This is a genomic window from Aeromonas sp. R7-2 (assembly GCF_040908105.1).
Taxonomy (GTDB): domain Bacteria; phylum Pseudomonadota; class Gammaproteobacteria; order Enterobacterales; family Aeromonadaceae; genus Aeromonas; species Aeromonas caviae.
The window spans coordinates 336,564-350,515 of sequence record NZ_JBFODC010000020.1; the positions used below are offsets into that span (position 1 = coordinate 336,564).

At 55.9% G+C, this 13,952-nt stretch carries 12 protein-coding genes; 6 read left to right on the plus strand and 6 right to left on the minus strand.

Going from position 1 to position 13,952, the window contains the following annotated elements; genetic code table 11:
• Window positions 1-59 precede the first annotated feature (59 nt).
• Window positions 60-602, plus strand: a complete 543-nt coding sequence (locus AB5Y47_RS06905) for a DUF1439 domain-containing protein (protein ID WP_029313991.1) — start codon at window positions 60-62, stop codon at window positions 600-602.
• Between the two features lie 4 nt (window positions 603-606).
• Here the strand turns inward: AB5Y47_RS06905 and AB5Y47_RS06910 are convergent, their stop codons facing one another.
• Window positions 607-1,065 carry a GNAT family N-acetyltransferase gene (locus AB5Y47_RS06910; RefSeq protein ID WP_124813657.1) on the minus strand — a complete coding sequence of 153 codons (459 nt, stop codon included), beginning with the start codon at window positions 1,063-1,065 and terminating at the stop codon, window positions 607-609.
• Window positions 1,066-1,388: 323 nt separating this feature from the next.
• Here AB5Y47_RS06910 and AB5Y47_RS06915 point away from each other — a divergent pair, with 323 nt between their 5' ends.
• A complete protein-coding gene (locus AB5Y47_RS06915) occupies window positions 1,389-2,129 on the plus strand; it encodes a lytic transglycosylase domain-containing protein (RefSeq protein ID WP_368220061.1) in 741 nt (246 codons plus the stop codon).
• Window positions 2,130-2,234: 105 nt separating this feature from the next.
• Here AB5Y47_RS06915 and aqpZ read toward each other — a convergent pair whose 3' ends face one another.
• From aqpZ to AB5Y47_RS06935, 4 genes are all read right to left on the minus strand, one after another.
• Window positions 2,235-2,921: an aquaporin Z gene (gene aqpZ, locus AB5Y47_RS06920; RefSeq protein ID WP_010673516.1), complete on the minus strand. Its 687-nt coding sequence runs from the start codon at window positions 2,919-2,921 to the stop codon at window positions 2,235-2,237.
• 300 nt (window positions 2,922-3,221) lie between these two features.
• Entirely contained in the window at window positions 3,222-3,743 is a 522-nt protein-coding gene (gene ruvC / locus AB5Y47_RS06925) for a crossover junction endodeoxyribonuclease RuvC (protein WP_010673515.1), read from the minus strand.
• 233 nt (window positions 3,744-3,976) lie between these two features.
• Window positions 3,977-4,885 carry a Gfo/Idh/MocA family protein gene (locus tag AB5Y47_RS06930; RefSeq protein ID WP_368220050.1) on the minus strand — a complete coding sequence of 303 codons (909 nt, stop codon included), beginning with the start codon at window positions 4,883-4,885 and terminating at the stop codon, window positions 3,977-3,979.
• 284 nt (window positions 4,886-5,169) lie between these two features.
• Window positions 5,170-5,397 (minus strand): hypothetical protein, encoded by a 228-nt coding sequence (locus AB5Y47_RS06935; RefSeq protein WP_113977825.1) that lies wholly within the window; start codon window positions 5,395-5,397, stop codon window positions 5,170-5,172.
• Window positions 5,398-6,031: 634 nt separating this feature from the next.
• Here AB5Y47_RS06935 and AB5Y47_RS06940 point away from each other — a divergent pair.
• Genes AB5Y47_RS06940 through AB5Y47_RS06950 form a run of 3 tightly spaced genes read left to right on the plus strand, consistent with a single transcriptional unit; the run spans window position 6,032 to window position 10,019 of the window.
• A complete protein-coding gene (locus tag AB5Y47_RS06940; RefSeq protein WP_324042112.1) occupies window positions 6,032-7,570 on the plus strand; it encodes an OmpA family protein in 1,539 nt (512 codons plus the stop codon).
• A gap of 17 nt (window positions 7,571-7,587) precedes the next feature.
• Window positions 7,588-9,183 (plus strand): hypothetical protein, encoded by a 1,596-nt coding sequence (locus AB5Y47_RS06945; RefSeq protein WP_324042113.1) that lies wholly within the window; start codon window positions 7,588-7,590, stop codon window positions 9,181-9,183.
• A gap of 2 nt (window positions 9,184-9,185) precedes the next feature.
• Window positions 9,186-10,019 carry a hypothetical protein gene (locus tag AB5Y47_RS06950; protein ID WP_104454538.1) on the plus strand — a complete coding sequence of 278 codons (834 nt, stop codon included), beginning with the start codon at window positions 9,186-9,188 and terminating at the stop codon, window positions 10,017-10,019.
• 786 nt (window positions 10,020-10,805) lie between these two features.
• Here AB5Y47_RS06950 and AB5Y47_RS06955 read toward each other — a convergent pair.
• Window positions 10,806-11,756, minus strand: coding sequence for a transposase (locus AB5Y47_RS06955; protein WP_368220051.1), 951 nt, complete (start codon window positions 11,754-11,756; stop codon window positions 10,806-10,808).
• A 495-nt stretch (window positions 11,757-12,251) separates the two neighbouring features.
• Here AB5Y47_RS06955 and AB5Y47_RS06960 point away from each other — a divergent pair, with 495 nt between their 5' ends.
• The gene (locus AB5Y47_RS06960) at window positions 12,252-13,889 is read left to right on the plus strand and encodes a DUF4435 domain-containing protein (protein ID WP_368220052.1); all 1,638 of its coding nucleotides are present in this window, start codon (window positions 12,252-12,254) and stop codon (window positions 13,887-13,889) included.
• The last annotated feature ends 63 nt before the right edge of the window (window positions 13,890-13,952 follow it).

Here is a 13,952-nt window from a genome sequence, read left to right on the forward strand (position 1 = left end):
GACCCCACAGGGTCGGGATGGTATGCTATGGGGCACACCCATTCTATCAGGTCGTTAGCATGATCCTGCAATCTATGCTGCTGAGTCTGGCCATGCTAGGTCAAGGCTCATATGACATCAATGAGCAGCAGATAAATCAGTACCTGCAATCCCAGGTGCAAGTGGACAAACAGCTGGAATTGCCCGGCATCATCAAGGCCCATGTGCAACTCGAGCAGAGCGATGTGCAGATTGGTCGCCAGAGCCCGGATACCGCCAGGGTGTTTGGCAAAGGCAAGTTGAAAATCGCGCTCCCGGATCAGACCGAGTATGACGCGCGCCTCAACATGACCTATGAGGCGAGGCCCCGCTACGACAAGGCCAGGAGTGCGCTCTTCCTCGACAACATGAAGCTCATCGATTACAAGCTGGAGCCTGCCGCGGCGGAACAGAAGTTTGGTTTCATGCTGAGGATGCTGCTGCAAAGCATGGAGAAACGGCTGGAGACCCAGCCTGTCTACAAGCTGGATGACAAGGACCCCAATCAGGCCTGGCTCAAGGAAAATCTGCTGGGGCTGGAGCTGTCACCAGGCAAGATCCACCTGCTGACCAAACCCCAATAAGACGTCAGTTGAAAACAGGCGCCTTCGCCTGACGCACCAGCAGCTCGATCTGGTAACCCTGTTCGTGCTGCTGGTGATAGTGGGAGTGAAGGGGTCCGTCGAGTTCATGCAGGGGAAGGTGGTCAAATCCCGCCTTGAGGTAGAAGGGTTTCTCGAACGGCAGGGCGTGACAGATCACGGGCTTGTCGGAAAGATCGCGGCAGGCATGCTGCAGCAGGCGGGACCCCAGCCCCAGAGACTGGTAGTGAGGGAGCAGACGAAAGCCGCACAAGTGGTAGTAATCCTGTTCATCGCGCAGGCGCACCGCCCCCACCAGCCAGTGCGCATCACGAACCACAAAAATCCGTTCTGCCAAATCCGGCACATAGTGGGAAAACGTCGTCTCGTAATAGTCTCTGATGAGGGAAAGATCCGCATCACAGTACTCTTCGAATGTGAGCTCCATCGCTCGCCTGCTTGTCATGCCCATTTCGCTCTGGCCATACCGGCCCTCTCCTGCTCGCTCTCAGGCTCCACGAAGAGATCTGACCAGAGTGGAGCAACAGCAAGATAACACGGCTTTAACTTACAAAAAAGCCAATAACTCGATGGAAAAGACGAGGTTGCGATCATCCGCCCCTTGACGCCATGAGCCGCGCCCCTTGTCCTGAGTGAGCACACAGACGGCCGTCCCTCTGCCATCACATTTCCAGCCTCCCCTGTTCACGGGCACTTGTTCTGCGCCATCCCGAATGCTTTACTCAACGTGGCTAACGAGGCTTAAGGAGCAAGCCGTTGAAAGCATGGATGTTGCTGGGCATGATGCCGCTGTTTTCCCACGCAGCCCCGGCTCAGATACCGCCACCGGCCGAGGTGGTGATCCTGACCCCGGAGACGGCTGTCTCCCCCCCGGTTCCCACGCCGCGTACCGTGGCGCTCACCACTGCGCCGCTCCCCTCCCCTGAACCCGCTAAGCCTGCAAGCCGTCAGATCCAGGTCTACAAGTCGGTACAAAAGAACGGGGTCATACGCTATTCCGACATGATGCCGGAGCAGGGTCACTACGAACTGCTGTTGTTCAACGACTGCTATGCCTGCGATCCGGCGTCCAAGGTCAACTGGCGCACGACAGGCCTCTTCCTCTATGACTACGCCAGCACCATACAGGCGGCAGCCAAGGCTTATCAGGTCGAGCCTGCCCTCATCCGGGCACTGATCCATGCCGAGTCCGCTTTCAATCCTCTGGCCGTCTCCCGCAAGGGCGCCATGGGACTGACCCAACTGATGCCCGCCACGGCGCGCGAGCTCGGGGTCGGCAACGCCCTGCTGGCGGAGCAGAACATCTTTGGCGGGGTGAAATACCTGGCGGGTCTGCTCAAGCAGTATGACGGCAATGTGGCCCTGGCCACCGCCGCCTACAATGCAGGCGCCGGTGCGGTGCAAAAACACGGCGGCATACCGCCCTATGCCGAAACCCGGGCCTATGTGGAACGGGTCAAGCTGCTGCATCAGCGCTACAAAGAGATGCTGAGCGCCAAGGGACTGTGATCATGCCGCACCCTATCGTCAGCATGGCGCCCTGCCCGGTATTCCTTCAGACATAAAAAAACACGCCCGGGGGCGTGTCGATACCACACGTTAACTAGCAACACATCACTCTTTCGTGGCGATCACACGATAGGCCAATGCACCCAGAATGGCACCGACAATGGGGGCAACCCAGAACAGCCAGAGCTGGCCCACGGCCCAGTCACCGACAAAAAGCGCCACGCCAGTGCTGCGCGCCGGGTTGACCGAGGTGTTGGTCACCGGAATGCTGATGAGGTGGATGAGGGTCAGGCACAGACCGATGGCGATGGGAGCAAACCCGGCCGGCGCACGGCTGTCGGTGGCCCCCATGATGACAAACAGGAAGAAACCGGTCATCACCACTTCACACACCAGTGCGGCCAGCAGGCTGTAACCACCGGGGGAATGCTCGCCATAGCCGTTGGAAGCAAAGCCTGCGCTCACATCAAAACCCGCCTGTCCGCTGGCAATGACATAGAGCACGCCACCAGCCACGATCCCGCCAAGCACCTGGGCCACGATGTAGGGCAGCACGTTGGAGGCCGGGAAGCGGCCACCGGCCCAGAGCCCGACGGTCACGGCCGGGTTAAGGTGGCAACCCGAGATATGACCGATGGCATAGGCCATGGTCAGCACGGTCAGACCGAACGCCAGGGCGACGCCCAGCAGGCCGATCCCCACATTGGGGAAGGCGGCAGCCAGCACGGCGCTCCCGCAGCCTCCCAGTACCAGCCAGAAGGTTCCCATAAATTCAGCAGCAAAAGGTTTCACTCTTGTCTCTCCCATGATGATTAACACGAGAGCCAGAAAGGCTCATACGGACACTGTTATTGAACAGGCGCCATATTATGGGAGTGTGGCGGAGCAAGACGAAACCGACCCGGCTCATCGCGGATATGTGATGAAGGTCACAAGTTATTGATAAAGTAGAAAGATATCCCCCCGCCCGGTGCGCTTCTCCACGGGAGTCCTATGGAGGGACGCGACAGATTGTGACCCTACCAGCGATTTTGCCAGCAGCTCCGGCACCCGGCGCTCCCCTGCCAACACCGGGTAGCCCTCCTCCGGGGATCAGCGATAACGGCCGCGCACCGATCCGCTGGCCCGCCCGGCCATGCGAATGAGGCTCTGACGGGTGTGGAAGTGGCAGAGCGCCACCCCGAGGGCATCCGCCGCATCCGCCTGGGGGGTGGCAGAGAGCTTGAGCAGATGGGTCACCATGTGCTGCACCTGCTCCTTGGCGGCGCCACCAGTGCCCACCACCGCCTGCTTGATCTGGGTGGCCGAGTACTCGCTCACCGGCAGCAGGGCATTGACCGCCGCGACGATGGCACTTCCCCTGGCCTGGCCGAGCTTCAGGGCCGAGTCCGCGTTGCGCGCCATGAAGACCCGCTCTATGGCGAACTCGTCCGGCTTGAACTGGGTAATGATCTCGCTCACCCCGTCATAGACCTGCTTCAGGCGAGACGGCAGCTCCCCCAGATCGGTGCGGATGCAGCCCGATCCCAGATATTCCGCCTTGCCCGCGACGATGCGAATGACCCCGTAACCGGTGATGCGCGAACCGGGATCAATCCCCAGAATGATGCTCATGAACGGAATACCCCGCCCACTGCGGTCAGCCATCTCATCTTCGACACCTTGTTCATTGCGATCTCTTGCCCTGCAGCTCTTGATGGCCGCCAAGATAACAAACCCGCCTTCGCTTGGCTCGCTCGCTGGCACCTTTCCCGGCTGACTGCGCAAGGAGCCACCATCTCATACAGTGCTCTGCCGCTTCTCTGGCCAGTGATGCCTGCCGGCGTCACCAGCCCCTTGCCTCCGGGTCATCCCTTTGCTAGGGCGACGAGGCGCTCCGCCAGTCGATGGCTTTGCAGGTAGCTCTCGACCAGCGCCCCGTCTGCCCGCCCGACGTCAATCTGCCCATACCAGTGCTCGAGCATGGCGACAAAGCCTCGGCTCGCCAGCACGGGCTGCCAGTCGCCCGGTGCCAGGGTCTGCACTGTGTTGTCTCGCGCAAGCAGGCCACGGGTGCAGTTCTCGATATGCAGAGTGAGGTTGTCGCCATAGGCATCGATGCGCTCCTCGGTCATGCCGGCGCTGCGATTCATGCTGCCGTTCACTGCCACCTGCCCGCTCTGCCAGGCGACGCTCACCCCGGCCAGCAGCTCGGGCTGCTCACTGCTGCGTCGCAGCACCGCATGCAGCTCCCCGTCCGGCTCGCCGCCATAACAGCAGAGACTGTCGAGCACATGGATACAGTCGTCGAACAGAAACTGGCGAGGCACCCCTGGCAGGGCGTGCCTGTGCTTTTGCCAATGGAGCTCGGTCAGCGGCTGGCCGCGTGCGGCGGCCATGGCGGGCAGATAGCGACGGTTGAAGCCCACAAATAGCGGGCAGTCCCTGGCGATGGCGAGATTGGCGAGCGCCTCCACCTCTCCTGCGTTGTCACACAGCGGCTTGTCCACAAAGGTGGGAATGCCGGCACGCAGGCACAGCTCCGCCAGTTTGCCGTGCACGGCGGTGGCAGCGTGGATCATCACCGCATCAGGTCGGCTCGCCAGCAGCGCATCGACCTCGGTAAAACACTCGCCAATCCGGTACTGGCGCGCCAGTTTGCCGAGCACCGAGGGACTCCGGGTACAGAGCAGCGGGGTGACTCGCTCGTCGTTTGCAAGCAGCGGCAGATAGGCCTTCCGGGCGATATCGCCAAGGCCAATCAGGGCAATGCGCATGGGTACTCCTCTCAAGGGGATAACCAGATAACTGCCTGCACGATCTCAGGATTTCCCTCGCAGATCCAGCCTTGGCGTCATCTCGCTCCAGGCGCCTTCTGATGCAATGCGGCATCGCCCCGCGACACCCTGGCCACCTTCCTCCCATCGAAGCGACCCCTGGCGGCGCGGCGCTTGAGCGGCAAACCGCGATAGCAAAACAGGCAGGGCGACAAATGTCGCCCTGCCTGTTACACCCGCACACACCGCCGCACTCGGGCGATTGGCGCTCTTCTCACGTCGAGTTACTCTGCCGACCTGGCCTGCTCTTTGGCATCCCGCCACTTGCCAATCCTGGCGCCCAGCTCGGCGCAAAGCATGGCGCTGACCATGGCACCTATCATCCGGGTCATATCCGACATCTCTGTTGCAACCGGAAGCAGGGGCACAATCAGGTTAAAGGCGATGAGCCCCATCACCAGCCCGAGCCCGCTCCCAATCTTCTCTCTTCGGGATCGCGTTGTTATCGCCATCTGATTGTTCCTGCCCAAACCCTTTCGACAATATTATCAAACAATGCGTTCAACAATGCTCTTGCAATGCTTCGCACTGCCTGTGCCCCACTCTATAAACTGTTGTCAGACATATTTATCGACAATAAATCCATTATATAAACGGGATGCCAGACGTTATCCTTCCCATGAACATTATTTCTCCAGCACTGTCAGTGGGGGTAACCACATACTTCCCCCAACAGCCCTCATCCTCAATAGCGATAATCGGCCTGCGCCTTTCACAAATCACAAGAGCGTCACAATAACCCTCTTTGTGTTCAGCGTCGGGGAGATGGGCAAAGATATTGGAAAGTTGATGTTTTTCCTATGGTTGCATCACTTTTCCACTCGCATGAACAGGCTCGTTTGGCTTATCATAGCCACTCGATACCTATTGAACCGCATAGATAATTGCCTCTTCTGACACTCAGGACATATCAGACACAGCCGCTTGCGAGAATGAGCACGCCTGGCGCCGATATTAAACATCAGCCCGCGTTAATATCTCTTATGTCAGCAAGTGTCGATATTTCACTCCACCCGAAGACGCTTTTCTCTGGCCTCACTGGCATGTCTGAATCTCGCTATTAAATATAAATGGCAAGGAATCGCTATGGATAAATCGTTTCGTCTTGCACCTCTCAGCTGTGTATTGATTGCCGCCGTGGGTTGCAGCTCTCAGCAGATGCAGAATTTCAAATCCACGGTCAATGATATCGGCAAGGATTACGGCATGCCGGTGCTTTGTGGGGCTGGCATGATTGCAGGAGGGGCTGCGGGCTACGCCATCAACGGGAAAAAAGGGGCTGTCGCGGGGGTTGCCCTCGGTGGAGCGCTGGGCTGCGCGGCAGGCTATATGTGGCAGTCCAGGCTACAAGAGCTTGACCGGATAGCAAAGGAAGAGAATCTCAACATCGCTACCGAGAAGCTGACCGTTGCCGAGCCAGCCGCAGTGACCGGTGTCCCTCAGGACGCCGGCCTTGTGGCCCAGATCCCCGATTCCGGCATGTTCTCGAGTGGTTCTGCCCAACTCACAGAGAGCGGCCTGCGCGTGGTCACGAAACTGGCCCAGCTCTATGCCAAACCCGCAGCCACAGACGCCTCGGATCAGCGCCGTATCCTTCTCGTCGGCCACAGTGACGCCACCGGCCCTGCAGAACTCAACCTGCGACTCTCCGAGCAACGTGCGCGAGCCGTCGGCAAGGTCCTGGTCGCATCGGGGATCCCGGCCTCTTCCATTTACTATCAAGGCGCGGGTTCGTCGCGCCCCATCGCAGACAACAGCGACCCCTTGCTTCGCGGTCAGAATCGCCGGGTCGAAATTGTAGAACTGGCGAACGAGCAGGCTCTGGTCATGCGGGCCCAATCCGAAGAGAACAACACCCGCTATCTGCGTTATGGGGCTTCCGATACCGCCAAACCGCGTGTGGCTGCGACCAAACCGGCGGCTCAGTCCGCAAGCGGTTCAAGCAAGGTGGCGGCCACGTCGCAAACCGCCCCTCGCCAACCCGCCGCCAAGCAGAGCGCCTCAAACACCAGCACGGCCAAGGCACTGCCCGATGCCAAGGCCGCAGTGGACTTCGGCGGCAAGCCTGCCGGCACCTATCAGTGGAACATGGCTCAGAACATCAAACCCAAGGCGAGTGGTTTTGCACTGATCAGCAGCGCATACGCAAGCGACATGCCGATGTCGAGCTGTGAGGCAGATAAGCCACGCAGTGCAGGCCAGGTACTGAGCATGGCAGACGACAAGCCTCTCCCGCGCCATGCCACCAAGGAGTACATGCCCGGCTATAACAATCGCGTCTGGGCCAATACCGTCAACGGCCACCTGGTGACTGTCTCTCCGGTTTCCATCTTGCGTGACAACGCCCGGGTCGATCGTCAACCGATCCTGCAAGTCGTTCAGGGTTACAAATCCTCGAATCAGAAGAAGCCCCAGACCCTCAAGGCGGTGGCCAACACCTATGAGGGCGAGAGTGAGGTGCTATACCGCGTCTTCACCAGCGATCCCAAGGCGTCGGTGTCCTGCATGGATCTCGTGTTCAGCAAAGGCAACGCCAAGGTAAGCCAGGGAGCCCTGTTCTATCCGGCAGGTTCCGAGGCTTATGTGGCTTCGTACATGCCCATTCCCGCCACCCATTCCAAATAAGAAAACGGAGAAACTTAGTGGAAGACTTTTCTTTGGCAGCGCTCAAGACGCTGATCCTCGCCAACCAGATGCTGACCGTTGGCATTGTTTCATTCCTCGTCAGCGCCGTGGTGGTGTGGCGGCATTGGGAGCATGTTTCCTACTTCCTGATCCGGGTATGGCACAGCCTGCCGCTGATCGGCACAGTGGCCCGTCTCGCCCGCAAGCCGGCCTCGGTCGATGGCGATGGCTGGATCAACCATGAAGTGACCCTGTCAAATGTGTACTACCGCGAATACAAGAAACATTTAAAGGGGACAGATGCCTACAACGCCTCCCTCGACTACCTTGCCAAGGCAGGAGAGGCCGGCCGCTCCCCGCGCCCGGCGTGGGTGCTTGCTCTGGTGCTGGTGCTGGTGCTGGTCGAGGCAATGGGCTTTGCCTACGTGCTGGCAGGCTGGATGAACATGGATGCCTCCACCAATGACCGTCACCTGCTGGCAGCCGCGACGGCTCTGCTGCTCGCCGTTGCATCCGCATTCCTGGCTGAAGTGGCCGGACACTCCCTGCATCACAACAGCCTGATCGCCCGGGCGCGTCACTGGTGGCAAGGGGAAGAGCCCTCAAAACGCTCCCGTACCCTCAAGGCAAACAAGGCCATCAATCTGGAAGACTCCTTCTCGGACTCTGACAAACCTGACTACGAGCAGCTGCTGGCCCGCCTGAAAGACGTGAATTCAGGTGTCAGCCGCAAGTTTGTCTGGCTGATTGTCTGTGCTTCGTTTGTTGCCTGCATGGCAGTGGGCGCCTTCGTGGTGCGTTCAGCCACCCTCGACAGCATCGAAACCGAGATGGTCAACAACATGCGCGCCGAAACAACGGCACAGAGTGACAGCAGCATGGGGTCGCCGTTTGATCTGCCGGAAGAGTCTCAAGCCATCAACAACGAGGCGGAAGAGGCCACCATCGAAGACAAGATGCAGGCCATCCGTGAGGCCAGCCTGACCACCTACGTCATGCTGTCGCTCATCTACATCGCCATCCAGGGGATCAGCATCTGGCTTGCCAGCAAATACCACTTTGCGGGCACCCATTCCAAAACAGCCTGGCGTCTGACACACGAATACGCGACCGCCGAAGAGATGCTGGACGCGATGGACCAGCAACGCACCGCCATTGCCAGCCATGCCGATGACAAGCTCCGCCGCTTGCAGACCCTGTTGTCGAGCCGTGACCATACCAACTCGGGTGTGCTGGGGGCGCTGGAAGGGGAGAAATCCGCCCATCGCAATTTCCTGGCCTTTATCGAGTACAAGGCAGGCACCGTACCGCCCAAGCCGGCCCCTCAGGCGGCCCCCCAGATCGCACCGGCAGTGCAAGCCGAGCCGGCACCCGCCGTACAACCGGCTGTTGCGCAGGCAGAGGCGGCTCTCCCGCCCACCACTGACGCCCCCGGCCAGACCGGCGCTGCCGTCAAGGCCGCCGATTTCCATGATGTCACTGGCCTGCCCGAAGAGAGTCTGGCAGCAGCCAGCCGCGCACTGGGGGTGGACGAAGCGCAGTTGCGTGATATCCGTGAACAGCAGATGGCCCTCAAGACCCTGGGCCTCTTTCCCACCAAGCAGAGTGCCTAATCGTGAAGATCACCCAGGTATTGCTACTGGCGTTGACGCTACCTTGTGCAGCGTTGGCGGCCGAGCGTAACGACATACAGAGCTGCTATGAGCGCAATGGCCTGACCGACATCAAGCCTGCGGGCACCGGCCGCGAACTGGTGGTCATCATCGACCAGACCATTCCGATGCCTGACGATCTGCAACGCAGCAGTTGGGGGCAGATCGAGCGGTTCGTGCAGGCTGGTGATCGCGTCAAGCTCTATACCTTCTCCGCCTTCTTGCCAGGCGAATACCTTCGCCTGGCCTACGCGGGGCAACTGGATATGCCGCTGGAAGGGGAGATCCGGGACGATGTCAGCATGCGCAAATTGCGCGGCCTGGACACCTGCCTGACGACGCAGACCAAGGTCTTTCGTAACGGCTTTGGCAAACAGTTCGTGAAAGCACTGCGTGATGCCCGCCAGGACATCCCCAAGAGCGAGATCATGAACTCGCTGCGCAAGGTGGGTGAAGATATGAAGGCCGAGCAAGGCGTCAATGACCGCGTCGTGTTCCTCATTTCGGACATGCTGGAGCACTCCGATTACACCAGCTTCTATGCCACCAACAAGATCAAGCAGCTCAATGTCGGTGACGAGCTCAAGCAGGCCAAGAGCAAGGGGCTGTTTGCCGATCTGCAAGGCGCTCGCGTCTACGTCACGGGGGCCGGGCTGGTGACCGACGCGGTGAAACACGCCTATCGTTCCGGCAAGACCATGGATGCACTCGGTGACTTCTGGTCACAGTACTTCGAGCACTCCCATGCCACCCTGGTGAACTTCGGCGCCCCCAGCCTGAGCACGGATTTGCAATAACCGTCACCTTCACAGGCAGAGCACGCGCTTCTGCCCATCACACAAGGGCGACCAACTGGTCGCCCTTGTTATTTATTGCCAACGCTGCCCCCATTCGAGATATCGGCAAACCCGCCCCTTGGCATCAGGTTTGGTCATGCGAGCGAAAGGTGGATCCCCATATTTGCCGACTCTTGTAAAAGATCCCCAAGGGACGTCGTCATCTCCCCCCTTCTCCATGGGCCGAGCAAGATAAGGTCCCTTTTTATTTGGGACAGCCATCTTTGTGTACGGATTGTTCCATTGGAGGAACCATATCACCCACTCTGTTTCACTGATGCAAAAATCACCTGCTCAAGCAACACCCACGGTGTCGCAGCGTTGTGAAAAAACGGCCTGATAACAAAGGGCCGATAGCCCCTATTCCCCAACCCGCCTTATCAGGACAGCCATCTTTTGGAGAAAGAGTTATCAAGACAGCCATCTTTTAGAGAAAGCTCTCATCCAGCGCCCAGCACAACTCGTCATCCAGCATTGCGATAGTATTTGTGGAACTCGGGGGGATTAAAGAGAATGTCTTGGCATCGATGACGCCAATTCATGGCGCCTTATCAGGACAGCCACCTTTTGGAGAAAGCCTTCATCCAGCGCCCAGCACAACTCGTCATCCAGCATTTGCGATGGCATTTGTGAAACTCGGGGGATTAAAGAGAATGTCTTGGCATCGATGACGCCAATTCAGATGCGATCACACAGGCGGGGTGCTGGCGCGATACCGGACGTTGTTATGATGCGAGCATTCATCACTCAAAGGGATGGTTGATGACACCGTCGCTGGCCACAGTGCCAAGCAAACTGCTGACAATGCTCTTTGTCACCCACCACTCTGATGCCCTGGCGCCGAAACAGCGTCACTTGCTTGAGCCAGCGCACCTCGTCCAACCCCAGCCGCACCAGGATGGGGGCAAGAGAAGCCGGGATATGACCCCGTTTGTCCACTCGGATGGCGCGACCTGTCCAGTCCACCAGCATCAGGTAATCCGCAAAGGCATATGGTAGGCTATCGGGTCGCGCGTCGTGCGCGAATGGCAACAGCAACGGCGGCAATGGGGCGGCGGACTGCTCGCCATCGAGACGCTGCTTGAGGCTGGTGTAATCGCTCTGTTCAGGCCGGTCGGACAATCCCGCTCGTATCGGATTGAGATCAACATAGGCCATGCAGGCCAGCAGGGCTGGCTCGGTGAGCAAGGCCTGGCTCTTGAAGCGCCCTTCCCAGAAATGGCCCTTGCAACCATCTTCCCGATTGGACTGCCGAGCCAGGTTTTCGTTGAGCAACCGCACAAACCAGCTGATGGAATGCAGGCGATCCCGCCACTGTCCTATCAGCTGTTGCACCACGGCCAGTTCGGGCTCAATCAGGGATTCCCCCTGATACCAGCGTCGTACCAGCAGCGGCCACTGGAACAGCGCCGCCCAACGCTCGGCCACCTCCCGCTCGCTCCAATTGGCAGCGGTATCCGACTCGACCTTGAGCACCAGGTGATAGTGATTGCTCATCACCGCATAGGCACACACACCGATGGCAAACAGTCGCGACAATTGGCCCAACTTGTCCACTACCCACTGACGCCGATGCTCGTAACTCTGGCCGGAGTGGGCATCTTCCCCGCACAGAAACGCCCGCCGCACACAGCGACTGACCACATGATAGTAAGGCGTATCCTGCAAACTGATTTGACGTGAACGGGCAATGGTCATGGCTCACTCCCTGACAGTGACACCTCAAGCCAAGTACAGGGCTACGCCGCTGTCAAAAAGGTGGGTGTCCCAGATTTCTCCAGATTTCACCCCCAGATTGCACAATTTGCTGATCAAGTTCAAAAAACGATGTGATTCCGATGGTTACATCATTTTAAGGCTCGCTTGGGTAGTTTCGTTTGTCTTACAGTGGCTATCTGGAACCTGTTGAACTGCGATGGGCCACTGCCCTCGCTGGTCAATGGAGCATATTGGAAGCTGTAATCCATGGGCGGTAGCGTGGGATTTGGTGGCGTTACGCCCCATACAAAAAGGTGGGTGTCCCAGATTCCTCTCGCTGGTCAATGGCGCATATTGGAAGCTGTAATCCATGGGCGGTAGCGTGGGATTTGGTGACGTTACGCCCCATACAGAAAGGTGGGTGTCCCAGATTCCTGCGCTAGATTTCCCAATTCTACTAGTTTTTATAAATAGAAATTTAAGGCTTTTAAGAGTATGAAAAAATTTAAAATAACATTGCCTGATAGTAATGGGAATCAAACTGAAATAGAATCAAACCAGAGCATGCTATTTATAGGTGCTAATGGTTCAGGGAAAACGAGGCTTGGAGTTTGGATAGATCTAAAATCACCACAAAATGAAAAAGTCCATAGAATATCCGCCCAAAAACTATTAACAATGCCAGATACAACAACCCCAGTTGCTATTAATTTAGCTGAAAGCGACTTACTATATGGCAGCCAGAATGTCGATTCATCTGGGCCACTATGGTACAAAGAGTACAGACGCTGGGGGGCTAGTAATAAAAGTGCGGCGGTTTCATCGCTCAATGACTTCGAAAAATTAATGGTATATTTATTTTCAGAGCATACAGAACAGTCTACTAAATATCTGGATGACTCTAAAAAATCACAAACAAGAATAACTCCACCAATAACAAAGCTTGATCTAGTAAAAAATACATGGGAAAAAATACTTCCACATAGAGAGCTAATTATAAGTGGATTGAGGATTCAGACTTGCGTAAAGGGCAGCAAAGATTCTGTATACAGTTCATCAGAAATGAGTGATGGTGAACGAGTCATTTTTTATCTTATTGGGCAATGTCTGGCAGCTCCTAATGATGGAATAATCATCGTTGATGAGCCTGAAATTCATTTACACAAATCGATCCAAGCTCCTCTTTGGCGGGAGATTGAAAATCTACGTAATGATTGTCTTTTTATATATCTAACTCATGATGTCGACTTTGCCATTTCACTTCGAGAGTCAAAAAAAATATGGCTAAAAGGATTTGATGGCATTAATTGGGATTGGCAGATTGTTCCTCAAATGGAGGATTTACCTGAAGACTTACTTATTCAGATACTTGGAAGCAGAAAGCCTGTTGTATTTGTTGAGGGGGAAAATGGTAGCTATGACTCATCACTTTACAGTTCTATTCTTAGTGACTACCTAGTTATTCCATGTGGTTCCTGCAGTCAGGTTATTCAAATTGTAAAATCTCTTAAGATTAACAAAAAAATACATAGACTTACTGTTTTCGGCATAATTGATAGAGATAGAAGAAACGACATAGAAATAAAAGAATTAGAGCGTTCAGACATATACACACTAAATGTTGCAGAGGTTGAAAACTTATTCTGCGTGCCTGAGGTAATTAGAATTGCCAGCAAGCAACTTCTTAGAGAAGAAAATGATGATGTCATTTCAGTAAAAAAATTCGTAATAAAAAGCATACGAGATGAGATTGAATCCCAAATATCACTACGAGTCATCAATGAAATAAAATTCAGACTTAACTGCTTTAATGAAAAAGCAAAGGGAAAGGGGGGGATAATTGATGAACTCAAACGTCTCACATCAAGCATTAATATTGATGATATATATTCAGAAAATAAATCACTATTCTCAGGTGCAGTGGAAAATAATGATTACGAGCTAATTCTGAGAATATACAACAGAAAGTCACTGTCAACACAAATAAGTAAACATTTGGGGCTATCTAATGGTGAACTTGCAGAACTTGTTGTAAGAATTGCTAACAGCAGCAATGGCACCGTTATTAAAGATGCATTAAAGCCATATTTCGGTAATTTTTCAGATAAAATAAAATCCACAAAAAATCATTAAAAATACATATAAGAAAACAATAAGAAGGCGACCATCTGGTCGCCTTCTTATTTCTATCGCTTT